General features: G+C 43.6%; 19 protein-coding genes. 13 read left to right on the plus strand and 6 right to left on the minus strand.

The genetic code is table 11. The features are described from left to right. Positions 1 to 356: 356 nt before the first annotated feature. The gene (locus tag R7Q09_RS18000) at positions 357 to 1,493 is read right to left on the minus strand and encodes a multidrug effflux MFS transporter (protein ID WP_318071065.1); all 1,137 of its coding nucleotides are present in this window, start codon (positions 1,491 to 1,493) and stop codon (positions 357 to 359) included. Positions 1,494 to 1,592: 99 nt separating this feature from the next. Between R7Q09_RS18000 and R7Q09_RS18005 the strand changes: the two genes are divergently transcribed. Continuing rightward, positions 1,593 to 2,366: an AraC family transcriptional regulator gene (locus tag R7Q09_RS18005; protein ID WP_064376645.1), complete on the plus strand. Its 774-nt coding sequence runs from the start codon at positions 1,593 to 1,595 to the stop codon at positions 2,364 to 2,366. A 90-nt stretch (positions 2,367 to 2,456) separates the two neighbouring features. Here the strand turns inward: R7Q09_RS18005 and R7Q09_RS18010 are convergent, their stop codons facing one another. Further along, positions 2,457 to 3,365 (minus strand): LysR family transcriptional regulator, encoded by a 909-nt coding sequence (locus tag R7Q09_RS18010; RefSeq protein ID WP_005373334.1) that lies wholly within the window; start codon positions 3,363 to 3,365, stop codon positions 2,457 to 2,459. Positions 3,366 to 3,500: 135 nt separating this feature from the next. Here R7Q09_RS18010 and R7Q09_RS18015 point away from each other — a divergent pair, with 135 nt between their 5' ends. The 9 genes from R7Q09_RS18015 to mnhG all read left to right on the plus strand — a co-directional run bounded on the left by R7Q09_RS18015 (position 3,501) and on the right by mnhG (position 11,567). Continuing rightward, positions 3,501 to 4,220, plus strand: a complete 720-nt coding sequence (locus R7Q09_RS18015) for an SDR family oxidoreductase (protein WP_318071066.1) — start codon at positions 3,501 to 3,503, stop codon at positions 4,218 to 4,220. Positions 4,221 to 4,613: 393 nt separating this feature from the next. Further along, the gene (locus tag R7Q09_RS18020) at positions 4,614 to 5,549 is read left to right on the plus strand and encodes a universal stress protein (protein ID WP_318071067.1); all 936 of its coding nucleotides are present in this window, start codon (positions 4,614 to 4,616) and stop codon (positions 5,547 to 5,549) included. A gap of 109 nt (positions 5,550 to 5,658) precedes the next feature. Next, a complete protein-coding gene (locus tag R7Q09_RS18025) occupies positions 5,659 to 5,850 on the plus strand; it encodes a hypothetical protein (protein ID WP_005373328.1) in 192 nt (63 codons plus the stop codon). 164 nt (positions 5,851 to 6,014) lie between these two features. Continuing rightward, positions 6,015 to 8,684, plus strand: coding sequence for a hydrogen gas-evolving membrane-bound hydrogenase subunit E (gene mbhE / locus R7Q09_RS18030; protein ID WP_318071068.1), 2,670 nt, complete (start codon positions 6,015 to 6,017; stop codon positions 8,682 to 8,684). Further along, positions 8,684 to 9,037, plus strand: coding sequence for a Na+/H+ antiporter subunit C (locus R7Q09_RS18035; protein WP_017633704.1), 354 nt, complete (start codon positions 8,684 to 8,686; stop codon positions 9,035 to 9,037). The genes mbhE and R7Q09_RS18035 overlap by 1 nt, the downstream gene beginning before the upstream one ends. Then, a complete protein-coding gene (locus R7Q09_RS18040; protein WP_005373322.1) occupies positions 9,034 to 10,530 on the plus strand; it encodes a Na+/H+ antiporter subunit D in 1,497 nt (498 codons plus the stop codon). The genes R7Q09_RS18035 and R7Q09_RS18040 overlap by 4 nt, the downstream gene beginning before the upstream one ends. Beyond that, positions 10,527 to 11,003, plus strand: coding sequence for a Na+/H+ antiporter subunit E (locus R7Q09_RS18045; RefSeq protein ID WP_104976188.1), 477 nt, complete (start codon positions 10,527 to 10,529; stop codon positions 11,001 to 11,003). Before R7Q09_RS18040 ends, R7Q09_RS18045 begins: the two co-directional genes overlap by 4 nt. Continuing rightward, positions 10,996 to 11,274 carry a cation:proton antiporter gene (locus R7Q09_RS18050; RefSeq protein WP_005373317.1) on the plus strand — a complete coding sequence of 93 codons (279 nt, stop codon included), beginning with the start codon at positions 10,996 to 10,998 and terminating at the stop codon, positions 11,272 to 11,274. The genes R7Q09_RS18045 and R7Q09_RS18050 overlap by 8 nt, the downstream gene beginning before the upstream one ends. Further along, a complete protein-coding gene (gene mnhG, locus R7Q09_RS18055; protein WP_005373314.1) occupies positions 11,274 to 11,567 on the plus strand; it encodes a monovalent cation/H(+) antiporter subunit G in 294 nt (97 codons plus the stop codon). Before R7Q09_RS18050 ends, mnhG begins: the two co-directional genes overlap by 1 nt. A gap of 19 nt (positions 11,568 to 11,586) precedes the next feature. Here the strand turns inward: mnhG and R7Q09_RS18060 are convergent, their stop codons facing one another. Next, on the minus strand, positions 11,587 to 12,294 hold the full coding sequence (locus R7Q09_RS18060; protein ID WP_005373312.1) for a GntR family transcriptional regulator: 708 nt from the start codon (positions 12,292 to 12,294) through the stop codon (positions 11,587 to 11,589). A 180-nt stretch (positions 12,295 to 12,474) separates the two neighbouring features. Here R7Q09_RS18060 and R7Q09_RS18065 point away from each other — a divergent pair, with 180 nt between their 5' ends. Both R7Q09_RS18065 and R7Q09_RS18070 read left to right on the plus strand, forming a co-directional pair. Then, on the plus strand, positions 12,475 to 13,803 hold the full coding sequence (locus R7Q09_RS18065; protein ID WP_151515680.1) for a 6-phospho-alpha-glucosidase: 1,329 nt from the start codon (positions 12,475 to 12,477) through the stop codon (positions 13,801 to 13,803). 55 nt (positions 13,804 to 13,858) lie between these two features. Next, complete coding sequence (locus R7Q09_RS18070; RefSeq protein ID WP_258664940.1) at positions 13,859 to 15,409, plus strand: alpha-glucoside-specific PTS transporter subunit IIBC; 1,551 nt, start codon at positions 13,859 to 13,861, stop codon at positions 15,407 to 15,409. A 177-nt stretch (positions 15,410 to 15,586) separates the two neighbouring features. Here the strand turns inward: R7Q09_RS18070 and R7Q09_RS18075 are convergent, their stop codons facing one another. The 3 genes from R7Q09_RS18075 to R7Q09_RS18085 all read right to left on the minus strand — a co-directional run bounded on the left by R7Q09_RS18075 (position 15,587) and on the right by R7Q09_RS18085 (position 19,376). Next, a complete protein-coding gene (locus tag R7Q09_RS18075; protein ID WP_262595981.1) occupies positions 15,587 to 17,614 on the minus strand; it encodes an acetoacetate--CoA ligase in 2,028 nt (675 codons plus the stop codon). A gap of 86 nt (positions 17,615 to 17,700) precedes the next feature. Then, entirely contained in the window at positions 17,701 to 18,627 is a 927-nt protein-coding gene (locus R7Q09_RS18080; RefSeq protein WP_054574671.1) for an electron transfer flavoprotein subunit alpha/FixB family protein, read from the minus strand. Beyond that, positions 18,624 to 19,376: an electron transfer flavoprotein subunit beta/FixA family protein gene (locus R7Q09_RS18085; protein WP_262595984.1), complete on the minus strand. Its 753-nt coding sequence runs from the start codon at positions 19,374 to 19,376 to the stop codon at positions 18,624 to 18,626. The genes R7Q09_RS18080 and R7Q09_RS18085 overlap by 4 nt, the downstream gene beginning before the upstream one ends. Positions 19,377 to 19,532: 156 nt before the next feature. Between R7Q09_RS18085 and R7Q09_RS18090 the strand changes: the two genes are divergently transcribed. Beyond that, a complete protein-coding gene (locus tag R7Q09_RS18090; RefSeq protein ID WP_318071070.1) occupies positions 19,533 to 21,170 on the plus strand; it encodes an electron transfer flavoprotein-ubiquinone oxidoreductase in 1,638 nt (545 codons plus the stop codon). Positions 21,171 to 21,262: the final 92 nt, after the last annotated feature.

The raw sequence follows: 21,262 nt of genomic DNA on the forward strand, positions 1-21,262 counted from the left end.
TTGCTCGTTCAATCATTGATATGAGATCAGATCGCAACTACCTAGAAAGGTTCAATTCGATTTGAGCAACAACGCCACCAATTGTTATACGCGATACTAGTTTTCGTGTTTCTTGCGATTATTTCAGTGAATATGTTGAAGCTGGAATGGTTGTTCAGGTTCAGTTTGTAGGTAAACGCGGGCGCATTGAAAATTACGACAAGCAACGTTGTGAAGAGTACGGTGAGCCAACATGGCAATAAGATCTATGGATAATTAAAGCGCCGACAGGCGCTTTTTATTTACGTTTTAGTTAACCGTTAGAAAAGATGTAGACCAATCTTCGGAAGATTAGGCAAGCAATGCGTAGTATCTGGTCACAAGTTGGTATGAACTTGCCTTTTAGAAAACGCTAATAAAATCGCTAAACAGCTACATGATAATAGAACGACACCTAAGTTTTGTACTGTTCCAGCCATCGCTAATCCCGTCCCGATCATGATGTAGTACATGAGCCCAAATAAAGCGCCTGCGCTGCCAACCTGTTGTTTATAATTAACGAGTGCATCACTGAGTATGTTGGGTATCGCAATCCCGTAAGACATGACGACTAACACCATTGGAGCAACAAACCAGATTGATTGGTTCAGAATCAACACACCGACTGATCCAACGCTAATCAATATTGCTGAGAACCAAAGTAGCTGGCTTTTTTGAACATTTTTGGACACTAGGGATTTGTTTAAATAACTCCCAAGCAGAGTGCCTAACCCCAGTACCATGCCACTGTATCCAAATTGTTCGGAGTTATACCCAAGTGCTGAGAAAGTAAATGCGCCAAGCTGGTAATAAGAAAATAGAGCAATGTTATACAAAGCAACCAATAATCCTGAGCGCCAAATTCGCGCGTCTCTTACCATTTCCCAGCTAAGTTGATGCAACCGTACTGGTGTCTGTTCCTTCTGTGTTTCAGGAAGCTTAATAACGTTATAAGCGAGCAATACTAACGCGATTAAAAACAAGGCAAAAAACACGTAACGGTATCCACCAAGCGCTGTAAGCTGCCCGCCTAATAGCATGCCAACTACCGGGCTGATTGATATACCCATCCCCATTAAGCTAAAGACTTTACTCAGTTCTTGACCGTCAAACGCGTCACGAAGCATGGTCTGTGTGACAACGGATCCTACCGCGATACCAAATGCGCTTAGGGCTCGCGCGGCCATGACAACAGCAAAGCTTTCGGTTTGAGTTGCGAGTAAAGATGCGCAGCCATAGATAAAGAGCCCAATAAGCATGGTGGGCCTTCTTCCCAGTTTATCTGCGAGAACTCCCCAAACTACAACGCCAATGGCAAAAGCTAGGAAGTAAATCGACAATGTTTGGGCTGCTTGTGCGTGGTTTACATCAAATGATAGAGCGATTGAGCTCAACGCTGGGCTATAGATGGTTTCTACAATTTGCGGAAACATCAACATAACCAGCATGAGCCATAAAGAGGGCTTAGTATTCATATTGTTACCCATCGTTAATGAAGTTGGCGGGCAGTATAAATGAAGCTATGATTGATCTAATAACAACATAAAAACCAAATACATCAACATTCGGACAAAATGGCGCTTATTAACGAAAAAACACAATTTGATGCAGACAAAATTTCTAATTGTGTAGTGGGAATTGCTGCGGATATTGGCAAGCACGACTCAGGTATGCATCAGCACAAAAAAGGGCAGTTATTGTACGCACCTCAAGGTTGTATGAGTTTTGCTCTGGAAGACTCGATTTGTATTTTGCCACCGACAAAGGCGGTTTGGATCCCACCTAATACGCCGCATCGCGCACTAATGACGAATGTGGTGGCGTATCGATCTTTGTATTTTGATTGTGAGGAGTTTGCCTGTCCGAGTAAGATCACGATGATAGAAGTGAATAATTTACTCCAAGCTCTTATTGATAAAATGTCATTTTGGGAGTGGGATAAGCCTAGCAGCGAGATGGTAAATACGACGGCGCTTTTTTGGGAGGAGTTTTATGCTGCGAAACGTTATTCGTTTCAGTTGCCTTTGCCATCGCATCGGCGCTTAACAACGTTTCGTCGAGAGTTGGTTGAACCTTCATTTCTAGCTCCTTCGCTTACTACTCTTGCAAGCAAAGTTGGGGCAAGCACCAAGACGGTAACACGATTATTTAAGTCGGAAACGGGTATGAATTATCAAGATTGGCGGCAACAGTGGAGGCTTTTAAAAGCAGTTGAATTGTTATCAACGGGCATGCCAGTCAGCGCAGTTGCCGATTGGCTGGAGTTTTCGTCTGACAGTGCTTTTATTGCTTTTTTCAAAAAGCAAACTGGACAAACACCTCTGACGTTTATGAAAACCAAGCCTTAAGCGTCAAAATGCTCACACTCTTTCTAGAACAACCCCCAGGTTCACAGGCTCAGCCTATAAAGCATACATAGACAGGTACCAACGTGCAGGTTACTTGTCTTTACTCTGCAGTTTGCGAAAGTATTGCGTGGTAAAATCAACAAAGGCTCGGATGCGTTTTGGTTGATGTCGGTCGTGATGATAAAGGAGTGAAAATTCCACACTCGGAATGCTCCAATTGGTAAACACTTCTTTTAGCTTGCCTGTCTGGAGTTCTTGTTGACAATAAAGTGCTGGCACACGGATGATGCCATTTCCCGCCAAGGCTGCTTTTATCATTACTCTGCCACTCTTACATCGTAACTGTCCACGTATCTGGTGTTCCGTTGACTGCTTTGTATTCGTGTTCTCAAATGCCCACCGTGTCACACTACCTGTCAAACAAACGTGTTTTTCTAAGTCCTTTGGATGCGAAGGATAGCCATATGTTTCTAAATAGTTTGGGCTTGCGTATGTCCCCATTTCCACATCGATCAGTTTGCGAGCGATAAAGTTGGAGTCGTCTAACTTTCCCATTCGAAAAGCGATATCGAATTCATCCGCGATTAAATCGACACGATGGCTACTAAAATCTAAGTTAATGCTCACTTGTGGGTGTTGGATTAGAAACTGAGCAACGATATCTGCGACAACGTCTTCTCCTAAATAGCCCCCCACACAGTTGATACGAATGTCACCTCTTAAGTCTTCTACATCATCAACCACTGCCATAACAGCTTGATCAATATTGTGAAGGGCAGTTTCACACTGTTTATACAGAACCTTGCCTGCTTCGGTGAGGTTCAGTGTTCGAGTGGTCCTTTGTAGCAAAGTGACACCAATCTGTTGCTCCAGATTTGTTATTTGACGTGAAACGTGTGAGCGAGAAACGCCAAGTTGCTCTGCTGCTTTCGTGAAGTTTCCTAGTTGAGCGATTAGGACGAAAGAGCGAATATCCGCAAGGTTGATGTGTGTTTGCATGATGATTTCTTCATAATTCAAAAAAGTATTGTTGCAGTATAACAACAGTGTTTCAACTAGGTCGGTATATATCAACAAACAAAGTTTTCTTAAACTTACCGCCACTGATGTAAACCGTTCGATTAAGGATTCAAAATGAAAAAGTTAATTGTTATTACAGGCGCTAGTTCAGGCATTGGTGAAGCGATTGCACGTCACTTCAGTGAACAGGGCCATGCTCTTCTTTTGTTAGCAAGACGTGTAGAACGTTTGGAAGCATTAAACTTACCAAATACGCTTTTTGAAAAGGTAGATGTGACCGACAAAGCTTCTTTTGAGGCTGCAATTGAGAAAGCTGAAGCGTTGTATGGTCCGGTAGATGCACTTGTAAATAACGCAGGCGTTATGCTTCTAGGTCAGATAGATACTCAGGAAGCATCGGAGTGGAAGCGCATGTTTGATGTGAACGTAATTGGTTTGCTCAATGGCATGCAGTCCGTCCTAGCACCTATGAAAGCACGTAACAGTGGTACGATCATTAACATCAGCTCTATCGCGGGCAAGAAAACATTCCCTGATCATGCTGCTTATTGCGGTACCAAATTTGCGGTTCATGCTATTTCTGAAAACGTACGTGAAGAAGTTGCGTCATCGAATGTTCGCGTTACGACGATTGCACCTGGTGCAGTGGAAACGGAATTACTTTCACATACAACGTCTCAAGATATTAAAGATGGTTATGACGCCTGGAAGGTGGATATGGGCGGCGTGTTGGCAGCAGACGACATTGCACGAGCAGTGCTGTTTGCTTATCAGCAACCGCAAGGTGTATGTGTTCGTGAAATTGCTTTGGCACCGACAAAACAACAACCTTAACATTGAGTTACGGCGATTTTAGGTCACTAAAGCCGTAAAACTTTGCATATCGATTCGTGATTGAGATGGCATCTTTAAACTAAGTTGCGTGAAAATTTAGGTCATCCATTTAAATCCGGACACTAAGTGTGTTATTGCTTATACCCAAGTTACTCAAGGTGAGAAAAAACTTTGAGTAATTTGGGTTTTTATTTGGTCTCAATTTTAGGTAGCGGAATTTATTTAGGTCGAAGGCGATAGTTGTGAAGAAAGGAGAGTGTGACGTAAAACAAAATGAAGCAATATCCGTCTCTTAATGAGAATTGATTTCATCAACGTCACAAGCCGTTACAATTATCCGTTAGGTATTATACTTTGTGGATGGTTAATATTTAACCAAACAAGGAGGTGTGTATGAAACGATTCGCAAACATACTTTTTGCAACACAAGGATTGCCAGGCCATAGTGACGCCCTCGAACAAGCGATGAGGATTGCATCTAGCAACAAAGTGCCTGTCTCAGGGCTAATAGCGTGTCCTGATTTCCCAACAGACATGATCCAGTATCAGCAAAGTTATGAGCAATCGCTGCAAGACTCCCTCAAACAAAGTATTCACGAATACAGACAGAAGCTGGGACTCTCTGAAGAGGATCTCGCATTTCCTCTTACTGTGAAAAGCAGTGAAAAGCCCGCTGTCTGTATTATTAAAGAAGCATTAGCTGATAACAAAGATCTCATCATCAAAGAAGCTGAACCGCTCGGTGAAGGTGCTGAGGGTTTCAAAGCTATTGATATGACTCTGTTACGAAAATGCCCTTGTCCGCTTTGGTTGCACCGACCAATTGATAAGCCAAGAGATAAGCGCCGTGTTGCTGTGGCTATCGACCCATTAACGGCAAGCGATGAACAGCACTCATTAGCCGTGCGTTTACTCGAATTATCGCGTTCGATTGCCGACACCTGCGATAGTCGTTTACACGTGATTTCTTGCTGGGAGTATTACTTAGAAAACTACCTAAATGGTAACGCTTGGATTCAAGTCGATGATGCTGAGTTGAAACATGAACTCGACAAAGCAAAAGCCGATCATAAACAAGCTCTGCAAAAGCTGTTGGAGGAGTCTGGGATTACAGGTGAAATTGTGATTCACCACCTGCATGGAAAACCCGACGAAAAGATTCCAGATTACGTAGAGAGTATTGAGGTAGACGTGCTGGTAATGGGAACCTTAGCGAGAACTGGTATATCTGGCTATGTCATTGGTAATACGGCTGAAAATATTTTGCAATCGATTAACTGTAGTTTGGTCGCTCTTAAGCCCGATGGTTTTGTCTCACCGATTCAGTAATTGGGGTGTAACAAAGTTGGGTTTAAGTGATGTTTTAGGTAAAGGAGGGAGATGGATCTCTAGAACATGGAATTATCAATGTATCAATAAGTTATCAGAGGAGAGTGACATGAAAAACCTATGCCCGAAATGCCACACAGAAATGATAGAACGTTCGAATGTTTATGTTTGTCCGAGAAATGATATCGGTGACTGCACCTACGATGCATTCGAGTTAGCTGATGACGATAATCCATATACATTCAGCCAAGAACACGTAAGTAGTGACCTACGTTCTTATGCCGTAGCAGACAGCAAATAGCGGTTTGTATCGGCGTTCCTCTAAGTAGCACTCAGTGATTACTGTTTGCTACTTTTCCCTTGGTTTCATGATCGTTTTTGAAGCGCTTGGGCTAAAACAATACAGTGGAGTTTGTCATTTACGCCGGATAGGGCGTATCTTCTTATAATAACGAATGGGCTGCGATGTTGAATAACATAACGGGTAAAGAAAACCTGCCGAAAAACCTAGATAATCAGTTGGTCTTACTGATTTTCCCTGCGCTGCCAGTTTTAATCTTCTCTTTTCTCTTCTATATCTATACTCCTGTAGGCGTGAGCTGGAATGCGGAATGGATACCAAGCCTCGATATCAACCTTAGCTTTAGATTAGATGGTCTTTCATTTCTTTTTGCGGGACTGATCAGTGGGATTGGCGCACTGATTCAAATCTACGCTTTGGCTTATTTACGAGAAAGTGATAGCCGGTTTTCCTTTCATTTGTATCTAACCCTATTCATGCTTGCCATGCTAGGGATTGTGATGAGCGATAACATTCTGTTGTTATTTGTTTTCTGGGAACTCACCACCATCACTTCTTACTTACTGATCGGGTTTAATCACGAAAATAAAACGTCTCGGAAAAACGCCTTGCAGTCGCTGATTGTTACCGGTGCTGGTGGACTAGCGTTGCTAGCTGGTCTTATCTTGCTGGGAGCAATGGCTGGGAGTTATGAGCTAAATACCATTATCGAGCAGGCAGACACTATTGCGCAGCATGAATGGTTTATCCCATCTCTAGTGCTCATACTACTCGGTGCATTTACTAAATCTGCGCAATTCCCGTTTCATTTTTGGCTACCTAACGCGATGGCAGCTCCCACTCCGGTCAGTGCGTATTTACACTCGGCAACAATGGTAAAGGCAGGCATTTACCTATTAGCACGTTTATCGCCAGTTTATGCCCACAGCGAGATCTGGTTTTATGCTTTAGTCATCACTGGGAGTATCACGGCCATTTGGTGCACATTTGTCGCATTAAAACAAACTGACTTGAAGCTGATGCTAGCCTACAGCACGAATGTTGCTTTGGGTAAATTAACATTATTACTAGGTATGGGCACAGATTTGGCCGTTAGTGCAGTATTGATGTTTATTCTCGCTCACTCTTTCTATAAAGCTGCGCTGTTTATGGTGGTGGGTAATATCGACAAAGCGACAGGAACACGAGATATTGATCAATTGTACGGCCTGAAGTCAGTTCTCGTCATCAGCATGGTTGCGGGGAGTTTGGCTGCATTGTCTAAAGCGGGGTTCCCGCCGTTGTTAGGCTTTTTGAGCAAAGAATACATGTATAAGTCCGCAGTAGAGCTCAATAATTGGATCGCCTTTGTACTATTAATCGTGAATATACTGATGGTCGCGTTAACCATTATGCTTATTGCGAGACCATTCTTTGCTCGCCGTGATCTCGTGCCGATTGAAACTAAGCCAGTTGAGACAAAAAAAGCCATGTGGATCTCGCCTTTGCTCCTGGCACTTGGCAGTCTCCTGGTCCCGTTATTCGGTTTAAATTGGTTAGATCGCAATATTATTTTTCCGGGCTCTGCTGACATTCTGCCCACAGCAGCTCTTAAAGAGACATCACTATGGCATGGCGTGAATGTACCGTTAGTGTTAAGCGTTATTACGTTAGCGTTGGGGTATGTGGTGTACCGTGTTTATCCTACTGTGTCTGCATTTTTTCAGCGGTTACATCTATTCGTCCCCAAAGCGGAGAATATTTTTGAACGACTATTAGATGGCATGATGACAGTGGCGAAGTGGCAAACGGCGCGGTTACAGCAAAAGAAATTGAGTCGCTATGTCCTATTATTTTTCACGGTACTTGCCGTTGCGTTACTGAGTCAGGTAGCGCTTATTCCTCTGCCTTTGGTTGGCGAACTTTCAAGTGTCACTTTCTATGAGATTGGTATTGCCTTATTGTTGATTGGTGCTGCGCTCGTATGTACTTTGTCCCACGCAAGACTTCTTGCGATTTCTGCGCTTGGTATGATTGGCTTCATGACCACGCTTGTTTTTATGATTTATAGCGCCCCGGACGTTGCGAAGACTTTACTGTTAGTGGAAACATTAATGGTGGTCTTTCTTGCATTGTTAATGCGTCATATGCCACGTCTAACCACCGTGCCCAAGCATTCAATAAAACGTAAAGTAGCGAATATTTGCATAGCAGGTGTGATAGGTGTTTCGGTTACTTTACTTTTGTTAGGAATCACGTCTCAGCCGATGGACTCTTCGGTGTCAGATTTCTTTGCAGAAAACAGTGTCCCGGGTGGACATGGGCGAAACATTGTTAACGTTATTCTGGTCGACTTTCGCGCATTTGATACATTGGGAGAAGTTGTCGTCGTTGTTATTGCTGGGATTGCGGCAGTGAGTTTGCTTAAGACAAGAGCGAAAAAGCAAAATCGTATCCAATCATTAATTTTTGCAACCACGGCACACATCGTTTCGGCACTCATGCTCGTATTTTCAGTGTATCTGTTGTTACGTGGTCATAACGAACCGGGTGGTGGCTTTATTGGTGCGTTGATTGCCGTTATTGGTTTATCACTTCTCATGTTCGCGGAATCACCGAAATACGTTCGTTCTAGGTTGTATTTCAAACCGTTTCTCATTGCGTTATCTGGCATCGCATTGAGCTTAGTTTCTGGTGCTTTGAGCTTTGCGTTTGATAAACCGTTTTTGACCGGACTGTGGTGGAAAGACGTGATACCACTAGGGACGCCATTGGTTTTTGATGTTGGTGTTTACCTTGCCGTTATAGGTGGCGTGATGGGTATGCTGCTTCGTATTAATGAGGAGCTAGAGTGATGGAAATAGTCTGGAGTGTTGTCGTTGGAGTATTTGTCGCAGCAGGTGTTTATTTAATGCTTGAAAAGCATATCTTGCGCCTTTTGTTCGGCATCATGTTACTCAGTAGTGCGGTTAACCTTGCTATTTTTACCGCTGGAAGGCTGACGCCCGGAGAGCCGCCATTGATTGGCGATAATGCTCTTTTACCACCAGATAGCGCGGCAAATCCTTTACCTCAAGCGCTTATCTTAACTGCGATAGTCATCGGTTTTGGACTACTTATTTTTGCTTTAATGCTGTTCTATCGAGCTTATAAAGACACTGGAACTGCAAACGTCGATGAAATGCAACGTTCTGAGGAGGGTCAATGAGTTCGATTTTGCTTACGTTACCGGTTGTTCTCTCGCTGAGTACGGCGTTGACTATCTTCTTCGTCCGTCGCTCAACAAAAAGTGTTGAGTGGTTGAGCGGTGTAAGTGCGATTTCGAACCTTTTCGTTGCGGGCTTTCTCACAGAAAACATCATAAGTAATGGTATTCAAGCCGTTGCTTTTGGTCAGTGGAGTGCGCCATTTGGTATCGTGTTTGTCGCAGATTACCTCAGCGTTGCTATGGTGATGATAACGGCGGTGATTGGTGCGATATGTGTTTTCTACGCGATGGCGGACCTTCACCGAAAGCCCTCCTATAGCAATTACCATGCGTTAATGCACATGTTGCTTGCTGGCGTTTATGGCGCTTTCCTGACTGGAGATATTTTTAATCTGTACGTTTGGTTTGAGGTCATGCTCATTTCATCATTTGGTTTAATGGTGTTAGATGCAACGAAAACTCAAGTTGATGGTGCAGTAAAGTACGTCATGTTGAACCTGATTTCGACGCTGGTATTTTTGCTTGCTATCGGCTTGTTGTATGGCGCAACGGGCACCTTGAACCTGGCCGATCTCTACACCAAAGTAGGGGAAAATGAATTGAGCATCAACATGATGCTGTCCGCGCTGTTTTTGTTTGCCTTCTCTATTAAAGCGGCACTCTTTCCTTTATTTGCTTGGTTGCCCGCTTCTTATCACACGTTGCCAAGCGGTGTGGTGGCACTGTTTGCCGCGTTGCTTACTAAAGTCGGTGTATACGCGTTGATAAGAGTCTTCACCTTAGTATTTCCGCTCGCCGAGAGTGGCTGGCAACCGACGTTAATTTGGGTCGCAGGGCTAACCATGTTAACGGGCGTTTTAGGAGCGGCTAGCCAATTCGACATTAAGAAAATTCTTTCTTTTCATATTATTAGCCAAATAGGCTATATGATCATGGGGTTGGCTATTTACACTCCCTTAGCTTTAGCCGGTGCCATTTTCTACATTGTTCATCACATCATTGTAAAAGCGAATTTGTTCTTAATAGGTGGATTCATCGAGCGCAAATATGGCTCTAGTCAACTTGAACATTTGGGTGGGGTATATAAAGCTATGCCTTGGTTGGCGTTCTTGTTTCTTGTGCCTGCGTTTTCTCTGGCCGGTTTTCCACCGCTATCGGGTTTCTGGGGAAAGCTATTGGTCATCAAGTCGAGCATACAGGCTGAATATTACTGGTTAGCAGGTACCGCGTTATTGGTGGGGTTGCTTACTGTCTACTCGATGACGAAAATTTGGAGTGAGGCATTTTGGAAAAAGCCATTTAGAGAGAAGCCAGAACAGACTCTGCAGGCCAAAGTACATTGGTTGTACTGCGTTCCAATTATTGTATTGACGACGTTGACGCTAATCATTGGCTTAGTGGCGGAGCCTTTTTATCAATTTTCCGTTCAAGCTGCAGAACAACTGTTAAATCCGACTGAATACATCAGAGTGGTGTTAGGAGGAAATACATGATCTATCTATTCCTCAATTTTTTCTTAGCGTTAGCGTGGATGATGCTTAATGGCAGCTATTCGAGTCTGAATTTTGTTGTCGGATTTACGGTCGGTTTTTTTGCTTTAAGGTTGAGTCAACCATTTGGATTGAAAACGAGCTATTTTCAACGTTTTGCATCTGCATTGAAGTTATTGATGTACTTCGCTTATGAAATGGTTATATCGGTTGCGAAAGTGGTGTGGGACGTCGTGACACCTACTCATTTGAGTCAGCCTGATATCGTTTATGTCCCTCTGGAGGTCGATTCTGATCTAGAAATCACATTACTGGCGAACATGGTTTCTTTAACACCGGGCACGCTTAGTTTGGATGTTACGGCTGATAAAAAGTATCTTATCGTTCATGCCATGTTTGCACCTGAACATGAAGAGGTTATTCGCGGAATTAAAGATGGGTTAGAGCATCGAATTTTGGAGGTGACGCGTGGATAGTTGGCTGCAAATAACGGTCACTTTTGCCTATTCTGGGCTACTACTCAGCTTTGTTATGGCTTTTGCTCGTTTAATTCTAGGACCAACGCTAGCTGATCGAGTTGTGGCGTTAGATCTGATTTCATTTATCACTATCGGATTTATTACGGTTTACACCTTAGACAGCGGTGAGGACGCTCTGTTAGACATCGCCATTACATTAGGTTTGGTCGCATTTCTCGGCACGATCGCATTTGCACGTTTGATCGTTAAAAGAAAGGAGAAAGAATAATGGACGTGTTGATTGGACTATTTTTATGCTTAGGAACATTGTTGACCTTGGTTGCAAGTCTAGGTGTCCTGAGGCTTCCTGATTTGTATACCCGAATGCATGCAGCGACCAAAGCTGGAACTGTCGGAGTGAGCTGCTTGTTATTAGCGGTCGCTTTCTCACTCCCTGAAGTTACCGTGATCTCTCGGGTTATCGGTACGATGTTGTTTATCGTTCTCACTGCGCCAGTCGCCTCCCACCTGCTCGGCAGAGCAATGCGAGAGGTCGGATATAAGATTTGGCGCAATGATTAACCATTAGCGTCGAATAGTACTACGTCCTAGTTGAAATAAACTCGAAGCTGTATTGATGAAGTCGGAAGTAATTGACGGTATATTCAAATGCACGACCATCTTCTAGGTAGCCAGTGGACTCAACTTTTAGAATAGGGGAAGCTTCTGATTCATTCAGGTATGAGGCCGTCTCTGCATCTAACAAATACGGTTTGACAGACTGACTGCTTTTCGCAATTTTCAATCCTTTGCTATTTTCAATGTACTCATATTTAGAACCATTCATTATGGCTATGCTCAAGTCTGGAAATAACACTGCTGGCATATGAGTGACTTCGTAAATTTCAGGCTCATCATTAATACATCTGAGTCTATGTATTTCATATGTATCATCATTGGGCGAGAGATTTAACTGCTTAGCAACCTGTTCATTCGGTTTTTTAAGTTCGAACTTTATGACTTGAGAGCTAGGCGTTTTCCCCTGTTTACTGACTTCCTCGATAAAACCCAGCAAATGTAAGGCATCATGTTGGGCTTTTAGATCGTTTACATAAGTTCCACTACCTCTTGTCCGACTAATTAAATTATTGTCGACCAGAATTTGTAAGCTTTTTCTGATGGTTACGCGGCTTACGGAAAACTCTTCTTGCAAATCACTCTCTTTTGGAAGCATCGATTTCGGTTGTAGTTCCCCATCTTTGATCTTTTTTTCTAATCGTTCCGCAATGTCTATGTATTTGGGTTTCATAATACCTCGCTAAGTCTTGGATCATGATAGCAAGAATGTGATCTGAGATGTAGTTAATACTTTTCCTTAGGATCTTTGTGTGATTTTTATCTCGTATCTTTGTGCTTATACTTTAAATGTATCATAAAAGTATTAATACTTATTTTATACATTTTCAGGATAAACATTTGAGGTAGCGAAATGAAACGTCAAAAATTAACGATTGTTGGTGCTGGCAGTACATACACACTTGGTATGATGAACAGCCTTATTGCCGAAAAAGATAACTTTCCACTCGCAAAAGTCGTGTTTTACGACATAGATGAGAAACGCCAAGAGTCGAATGCATTAGCTACTGAAATTCTATTGCGAGAACACTATCCAGAAGTTGAAGAGTTTGTTTATACAACGGATAAATCTGTCGCATTCGCAGATTCGGACTTTTTCTTTATCCAGATCCGCACTGGTGGGTTGGCCATGCGCGAGCGCGATGAACAAATCCCGCTATCCAACTCTTGTGTTGGGCAAGAGACATGTGGCGCGGGAGGAATGGCATATGGACTTCGCTCTATCGGCGACATGATCCAGCTAGTGAACGAGATCCGACAAACGTGTCCAGATGCGTGGATTCTTAATTACACCAACCCGGCGGCAATTGTCGCTGAAGCTTTAAATCGTGAATTTCCGCATGATAAGCGAATTCTAAATATTTGTGATATGCCAGCAGCGATTATGGTCAGCTATGCGCAATTGTTAGGATGTGAAATTTGGGACTTTGTTCCTGAATATTTTGGGCTTAATCACTATGGCTGGTTTACCAAAATTCGTAACAAACAGGGTGAAGACTTAACGGATAAAATTAAAAATATCATCCTAAAAGAAGGGATCAGTGCGGTTGATGCGGAAATAGCGGATGACCCATCGTGGCAAGCCACATTCAAAAACATGAGAACAATGCTTGCTGATAATCCAGAGTTTTTGCCGAATACGTATCTTCAATACTATTTGTACCCTGAAAAAATGGTGGTGAAAGAGGATATCAATAATACTCGCGCAAGGCAGGTAATTAACGGCCGTGAGAAACGAGTGTTCGAATTGAACGCAAGAATAATTGAAGCGGGCACCACGAAGCACGAAACACTGCATGCCGATATCCATGGTCGATACATGGTGAGAGTCGCGGCTTCGCTAGCCTACAACTTGAGCGATGTGTATCTCGTCATCGTACCGAATAATGGTGCTATTACAAATTTACAAAATGACGCCATGGTAGAAGTTCCAGCTGCGCTAACTAGTGATGGACCGAAAGCTTTTACTGTAGGAAAAATCCCAACCTTCCAAAAAGCCATGATTGAAAGCCAACTTGGTTACGAGAAATTAGTCGTGGATGCTTGGTACGAAGGAAGTCAGCAAAAGCTGATTAATGCACTCACACTTAACCGTACCGTGGTTAATGTGCCAAAAGCTAAAGAAATAACAAAACAATTACTAGAAGAAAATAAAGCCTACCTTCCTCAATTTTTTCAATAACAACTGGACGTTCGGGGCCTACTTGTAGGCTCCGTGAATGAAACAAGAGGTTTATATGAAAGACATTATTCAAAGGTTCGGGGCCGCGATGTTTGTTCCCGTTCTATTATTTCCAGCAGCGGGCATGTTATTAGGTTTCTCTGTTGTGCTGTTAAATCAAGAAGTGTTTCCTTGGGCACTAGAGGGGAGTGCTTGGGTTAAAGTCTCGACGATCATTTTACAGGCATCACTCGCTGTATTTAAAAATATGGCACTTATTTTTGCCGTTGGGTTACCTATCGCTTTAGCTAAAAAAGCATCTGGTCGCGCTGTACTTGCAACACTTGTTTCCTACATTACGTTTAACTACGTTATTGGTGGAATCCTTCAATTTTGGGGACCAGAACTGGGCGTGAACTATACGGAAGGTGAGCGAGGTTTGACTGAAGTTGGTGGCATTCTAACGCTTGATACCAACTTGCTAGGTGCGATTTTAATTGCAAGTCTCTCTGTTTGGGTTCACAACCGGTTCTTTGATAAAAAGCTACCGGATTGGGCGGCTGTATTTGGCGGAACGCCATTGGTTGTGATCATTAGCTTCCCAATTATGGTCGTGATGGCAATTCTAACTTGTTTGACTTGGCCAAGTATTCAGCATGGTATTAACAATCTGCAATCATTTTTGGTTTCTGCTGGATCGTTAGGGGTATGGCTATTTACGTTTTTAGAGCGAATAATGATACCAACGGGGTTGCATCATTTCGTATATGGTCCCGTTTTTTATGGGCCTGTTGCAGTCGATGGCGGAACGGTTTCCTATTGGATTCAAAATATACAGACATTCGCCCAGAGCTCGGAAAGTTTAACGACACAATTTCCTCAGGGTGGTTTGATGTTGACGGGAATGGGTAAAGTGTTTGGTTGTACGGGTATCGCACTAGCACTCTATTCAGTTGCGAAAAAAGAAAATAAAAAGATGGTGATGGGGTTAGTGCTCGGAGCCGCAATCACAGCAATTCTTACAGGGATCACCGAACCAATAGAGTTTACATTCTTATTTATCGCACCTGCGCTGTTTGCTTTGCATGCGTTGTTATCTGCGACAATGGCAACGATCGCCTTTATGTTTGGTGTTTCCGGTAACTTTCAGACTGGCTTGATAGACTTCATTTTCCAAAACTGGTTGCCTTTGGCTGGTAACCATGCAGGAACATACGTGATTCAGATTATTATTGGTCTCATGTTTACTGGTGTCTACTTTGTTACGTTTCGCGCGCTTATTTTAAAATACAACATACTTACTCCGGGACGTGAAGGTGCAGATAGTAAGTTGTATTCCAAAGCTGACTACAAAGAAGCGAAAGCGGTCCATAACAGTAGCGCAAGTCCGTCACAAGCTAGTGCCTTTATTGAAGGTTTGGGTGGAAAAGAAAACATTGAATTGTTAACTAATTGCGCGACGCGTCTGCGTGTTAAAGTTAAAGATGTCTCTCTGGTAAAGGAGAACGCATTTTTCACACAGCACGGAGCGGTGAATATTGTTAGAAATCAAGAGAGCCTTCAAATCATCGTTGGTTTAACGGTGCCACAAGTTCGCGAAGATATGAGCCAACTGATAAAAGCTTAACCCCCAAACTAATGCTCCAGCTCATATGGCTCAAAGGTGAGATAGAATTATCTCACCTTTTTTGTGTACATGAAGCATATTTCGCTCAGTTTCCACGAAAGTGGGGAGGAGTTATCGAGCGAGCTAAAATATAGTTAGGTTATACCCGTCTGTATTGTGGGAAGACTTGTTGGGTCTCTAAGTGACGGTGGCGCCTTCTATGTTGAAAAGCGTTTTAATTTCTTCCAGCACTTCTGGGTTAGCAATAGCACCAATGTTTTTTACAGCTTGTCCGTTTACCAATTGTTTCACTGCTAGCTCAACCAATTTGCCTGAGCGCGTTTTAGGAATATCACTGATAGCAAAAATTTGTCGTGGGACATGGCGCGGTGAACATTTTGTTTTCAATGTTTGGCGAATTGAATCGGTGAGTTGTTGGGTTAACTCGACGTTGTGAGCGAGTTTTACTAGTAACCAGATTTCTTCAGACTGCTGGTTTAACTTGCCGACAGCGATGGAGTCTTCAACCTCGGGTAACGCGTTCACTTGCTGATAGATTTCAGCGGTACCGATGCGTACGCCGCCTGGATTTAAGGTTGCGTCACTACGGCCATAAAAAATAAAGCCGCCATGTTCGGTTTGCATCACATCGTCGCCATGGTGCCAGATATCGGTAAACTTGCTCCAATAAGCGTTGTGATAACGTTCGCCGTTGTCGTGCCAGAAGCCAATAGGGAAGTTAGGTAGCGAGTTATTACAAGTCAGTTCGCCGCGTTTTTGCGTAATAGTATGTCCATCATCCTCTAGAACACGTGCGTCGATTCCCAGCCCTGAGCCTTGGCATTCACCTTTGTAAACTGGTGAAATAGGGTTTCCAAGTACAAAGCATCCGCAAATATCTGTGCCGCCAGCGATAGAAGCGAGATGCAAGTCCTGCTTGATGTGCTGATAGACATAATTAAATTGTTCTGGGTAAAGCACCGAACCAGTTGAGCACAGAGTTTTGAGTGACTTCAGGTTATGTTCTAGTTTTGGAGAGCAGTTTGCCTGCTCCAGTGCCTCTAAGTATTTCGCTGAAGTACCAAACAGCGACACGTTATGTTCTTCAGCTAATCGCCATAAGACGGAGTGATCAGGGTAAACCGGACTACCGTCGTAAATCACTAAGGCTGCACCACTCGCAAGAGCGGAAACATGCCAGTTCCACATCATCCAACCACATGTTGTGTAGTAGAAAACCTTGTCTTGCGATTTGATGTCGCAATGCAGTTGATGTTCTTTGAGGTGATTGAGCAAGGTACCGCCTGCGGAATGAACAATACACTTAGGTTGACCTGTTGTACCAGAAGAATACAAAATGAATAATGGGTCATTAAACAGCGTTGGTTGATATTGAATTGATTGTGGAGAAAAGTGGTGAGTAATATCGGACCAAGAGACAAAGTCAGAAGTGGTAGCTCTCTTAGCGTTTTGTAAATATTCGATTTGGCATACGCTAATAGTAGTCTCTTCGGAGGCACTGCTTAACTTACTACTAAGAGTGGTGTTCTTGTCCGTCATATCGAAAGCTTTGCCTCCGAACTGGTAGCCATCACAGCAAAAAAGAACTTTCGGCTTAACCTGACCAAAACGCTCTACGACGCTATCGATACCAAAATCAGGAGAGGTTGAAGTCCAAATAGCGCCAAGGCTTGTAGTAGCCAACATGGCTATAACGGTTTCAGGAAGGTAGGGCAAATAACCCGCAACGACATCGCCTTTACCGACACCACAATTGAGTAGCCATTGTTGAATGGCAGAAACTTGTTCAAGCAACTGTTTACCGGTGAGTTGTCGGTGTTCACCGCTTTCATTGCTAAAAACAATAAACTCACGCTCTGGTGATTGCTCAGCCTGAGATAGGAGGTTCTCTGCGTAGTTCAGCGTGGCGTCAGCAAACCATACTGTGTCTCTATTTACATGGTGATGATTAGAACCTGTTTGTGTCCATTTGGGACTGCCAAGGCTCTTGATTTGCGAACCTATATCTCCGATTACGTTGCAAAACTGCCAAGTATGTCGCCAAAATTCATCATTGTGCTCAATGGACCACTGGTGTAGAGACGTGTAATTGTTGAGTACGGCACCTTCGGCTTTGTCTTTATTAACCTTTTCAATGAACCGTAATAAGTTGCTATTGCTGACGCGCTCAGCAGATGGTGACCAAATAGGTGCAGAATTTGGCATAGGTCCCTCTAATTTCAATTCTTTTGAATATGACCAAAACAAAATAAAGGGGCGAACATAGCAGTGTTCGCCCCTTATCTGATCGTTTAAAGTTGTTCGGCAAGCTGAGGTAGTACCTCAAATAAATCACCAACCAATCCATAGTCAGCAACTTCAAAGATAGGAGATTCTGGATCTTTGTTGATCGCGACAATCACTTTGGATTCCTTCATTCCTGCAAGATGCTGGATGGCACCGGAAATCCCAACCGCTATATAAAGCTTAGGTGCAACGATTTTACCGGTTTGACCCACTTGTAAGTCGTTGGCAACAAACCCGGCATCAACTGCCGCACGAGAAGCGCCAATGGCAGCACCTAGTTTATCGGCAACTTGTTCGATCAACGCGAAGTTCTCTTTGCTACCGACTCCGCGTCCACCTGACACAACCACCTCTGCCGCGCTTAATTCAGGGCGCTCTGACACGGTTTTATCGGCAGAAACCAATTCAACCATTGGAGCTGAGATAGTGACCTGCTGATGCTTAATATCAGCTTGGTTGTGACAAGTAACCGGCTCAAACGCAGACGCGCGCACGGTGATGACGCGAACCTTGTCGCTGGTGGTCACTTTGGCAAATGCGTTTCCTGCATAAATAGGGCGGATAAAAGTGTTTTCATCGATAACTTGGACAATATCGGAAATTTGCCCAACGCCGAACTTCGCTGCTACTCGCGGTGCAAGGTCTTTCCCTTTTGATGATGAGCTAGCCCAGATTGCGTCAAAGCCTTCAGCAATACTCACTACAATAGGTGCGATACTCTCGGCAAATTGATGCTTAAGTTGTTCATAATCGACACAAATTACGTTTGATATACCATCAACGCGACAAGCTTGCTGAGCGACTTCTTCACACTGGTGGCCCACTACGATCAAAACATTGTCTTGGCTGACTTGTTTTGCTGCATTAACCACTTTGAGTGTGTCCGCATGCAATTGGTTATTGTCATGTTCTGCTATGATTAAGTTCTTCATGAAATCACCTTCGCTTCGTTACGCAGCTTATCGAGAAGCTCTGAGACAGATTCAACCTTGATGCCACCTTTTCTTTGCGCTGGCGGTGTGACTTCTTGAATGGTTTGGCTAAATACCACTTCAACACCCAGACTGTCAGGTGTGATGGTATCTAACGGCTTGCGCTTAGCTTTCATGATATTAGGCAAAGAGGCAAAACGCGGTTCATTCAGGCGTAAGTCAGTACTGATCACCGCAGGTAAGTTCATCGCGACCGTCATCAAGCCGCCGTCCACTTCTCTCACGACCTGAACTTTTGGATCTTCAATCTTCACGTCGGAAGCGAAAGTTGCTTGAGGCCAGTCAAGTAGGGCGGCCAGCATCTGAGCCACTTGGTTGTTGTCCGTATCAATGGATTGTTTACCCGTAATCACAAGCTGTGCTTGTTCTTGCTCAACTAGAGCTTTGAGCAGCTTAGCAACAACTAATGGCTCTATTTTGTCTTCAGTATCGACATGAATAGCGCGATCGGCGCCTAATGCAAGCGCGGTACGTAGTTGCTCCTGACACTGGCTACCGCCGGCACTGACAACGATGACTTCATCTGCAATACCTTGCTCCTTTAGTCGTACGGCTTCTTCAACGGCTATTTCGCAAAATGGATTAATCGTCATCTTGACGTTATTGGTTTCAACATCGCTATGGTCCGCTTTCACGCGAACTTTAACGTAGGGATCAATGACCCTTTTGATTGGCACTAGTATTTTCACGTTAGATTCCTTTTTACAGTGAAGACTATGTGTTTACAGTGAAGACGATGTGATGACGTCTTTAAAATGATGTTAATTTACCTTTACGTTTGCGTCAACTTTAAATATATTGTCGCTTAACAAGTTGGCAACATGCAAAGAAAAAGGAATGCAATCATGGAAAGAGACTGCATGGAATTTGATGTTCTGATTGTAGGCGCTGGTCCCGCAGGTTTGTCTGCGGCATGCCGAATCAAACAATTAGCAGCAGAAAAAAAACAAGACCTCTCTGTTTGCGTGGTAGAAAAAGGTTCTGAAGTTGGAGCGCATATTTTATCGGGTGCGGTGTTTGAAACGCGGAGTTTGGATGAGCTTTTTCCCGACTGGGAAGAGAAAGGCGCTCCGCTCAATACCAAAGTAAACCAAGATAAAACCTACTATCTAGGCAATGAAATCAATGGTCATGAACTGCCTTCTTGGGCGGTGCCTAATACGTTACATAACAAAGGTAATTACATCATAAGTTTGGGCAGTCTATGCCGATGGATGGCGTTGCAGGCTGAGAACTTGGGGGTGGAGGTCTACCCAGGTTTTACCGCCAGTCAAGCGATCATCGATGAAGATAGTCGTGTTTGTGGCGTGATCACGGGCGATATGGGATTAGATAAAAATGGTGAACAAAAAGGAAATTTCGAACCTGGTATTGAACTGCGAGCGAAGTTTACTTTATTTGCTGAAGGCGCACGGGGGCATATTGGTAAGCAGTTGATTAACCGATTTAATCTTGCTGAAGAGAAAACGCCTCAACACTACGCTATCGGTTTTAAAGAGCTGTGGGAAATCCCATCAGAGCAGCATCAGCAAGGTTTAGTAGTGCACGGATTAGGTTGGCCGTTATCAAATGAAGCTACAGGTGGCAGTTATCTCTACCATTTAGAGGGAAACCAAGTTGCCGTCGGGTTGATTGTTGACTTGAATTATAAGAATCCGCACTTGAGTCCATTTGATGAGTTTCAACGTTTTAAACACCACCCGTTGATTGAGCAATACCTCAAAAATGGGAAGCGTATTAGCTATGGCGCGAGAGCGATTACCAAGGGCGGCTTTCATTCGCTTCCCACGCAGCAGTTTGCTGGTGGCTTGTTAATTGGCTGTGATGCAGGAACACTTAACGGCGCTAAAATCAAAGGCACACACACCGCAATAAAATCTGGCATGCTTGCCGCTGAAGCAGTATGTGAAGCCCTTGAGAGTCAGTCAGTTACTGCTGATTATCAAAAGCATTTCAAACATTCTTGGCTGTATGAAGAGCTTTATCAAGCACGTAACTTCTCAAGTGGCATTCACCGCTTTGGATCGTGGCTGGGCGGTGGTTTAGCGCTGCTGGAACATAACGTATTAAAAGGCAAAGCTAAGTGGCATATCCGCTGTGATAAGCCTGATCATCAGTCTCTGTTATTGGCGGAAAGCAGCAATGAAATTGTCTATCCGAAGCCTGATGGCGTGTTAAGTTTCGATCGCCTCTCTTCTGTTTATCTATCCAATATCTTCCATGAGGAAGATCAACCATGCCACTTACGTTTGGCGAACCAGCGGATCCCTATTGAGCAGAACCTTGAATTATATGCAGAGCCAGCACAGCGCTATTGTCCGGCTGGCGTGTATGAAATTGTACAGGGGGAGCAGCAGCCAGAGCTGCAAATAAATGCGGCCAACTGTATCCACTGTAAGACCTGCGACATCAAAGATCCAAGTCAAAATATTACCTGGACTCCGCCAGAAGGTGGTGGTGGTCCGAACTATCCAAATATGTAAGCGTTTGAGAATAATTTTTATTAACAATTTATTTACTTAAAGTTTGCGTTAGTTCAAATCTTTCTCGATGAACTCGATTGCAACTTAATCTT

The organism is Vibrio sp. 2130-1, assembly GCF_033339515.1.

Coding starts and splice junctions, on each gene's coding strand:
- R7Q09_RS18000 (WP_318071065.1), bottom strand. CDS start 1,493: ATGAATACTAAGCCCTCTTTATGGCTCATGCTGGTTATGTTGATGTTT.
- R7Q09_RS18035 (WP_017633704.1), top strand. CDS start 8,684: ATGGAAATAGTCTGGAGTGTTGTCGTTGGAGTATTTGTCGCAGCAGGT.
- R7Q09_RS18015 (WP_318071066.1), top strand. CDS start 3,501: ATGAAAAAGTTAATTGTTATTACAGGCGCTAGTTCAGGCATTGGTGAA.
- R7Q09_RS18005 (WP_064376645.1), top strand. CDS start 1,593: ATGGCGCTTATTAACGAAAAAACACAATTTGATGCAGACAAAATTTCT.
- mnhG (WP_005373314.1), top strand. CDS start 11,274: ATGGACGTGTTGATTGGACTATTTTTATGCTTAGGAACATTGTTGACC.
- R7Q09_RS18040 (WP_005373322.1), top strand. CDS start 9,034: ATGAGTTCGATTTTGCTTACGTTACCGGTTGTTCTCTCGCTGAGTACG.
- R7Q09_RS18010 (WP_005373334.1), bottom strand. CDS start 3,365: ATGCAAACACACATCAACCTTGCGGATATTCGCTCTTTCGTCCTAATC.
- R7Q09_RS18090 (WP_318071070.1), top strand. CDS start 19,533: ATGGAAAGAGACTGCATGGAATTTGATGTTCTGATTGTAGGCGCTGGT.
- R7Q09_RS18025 (WP_005373328.1), top strand. CDS start 5,659: ATGAAAAACCTATGCCCGAAATGCCACACAGAAATGATAGAACGTTCG.
- R7Q09_RS18080 (WP_054574671.1), bottom strand. CDS start 18,627: ATGAAGAACTTAATCATAGCAGAACATGACAATAACCAATTGCATGCG.
- R7Q09_RS18060 (WP_005373312.1), bottom strand. CDS start 12,294: ATGAAACCCAAATACATAGACATTGCGGAACGATTAGAAAAAAAGATC.
- R7Q09_RS18065 (WP_151515680.1), top strand. CDS start 12,475: ATGAAACGTCAAAAATTAACGATTGTTGGTGCTGGCAGTACATACACA.
- R7Q09_RS18045 (WP_104976188.1), top strand. CDS start 10,527: ATGATCTATCTATTCCTCAATTTTTTCTTAGCGTTAGCGTGGATGATG.
- mbhE (WP_318071068.1), top strand. CDS start 6,015: ATGTTGAATAACATAACGGGTAAAGAAAACCTGCCGAAAAACCTAGAT.
- R7Q09_RS18070 (WP_258664940.1), top strand. CDS start 13,859: ATGAAAGACATTATTCAAAGGTTCGGGGCCGCGATGTTTGTTCCCGTT.
- R7Q09_RS18020 (WP_318071067.1), top strand. CDS start 4,614: ATGAAACGATTCGCAAACATACTTTTTGCAACACAAGGATTGCCAGGC.
- R7Q09_RS18075 (WP_262595981.1), bottom strand. CDS start 17,614: ATGCCAAATTCTGCACCTATTTGGTCACCATCTGCTGAGCGCGTCAGC.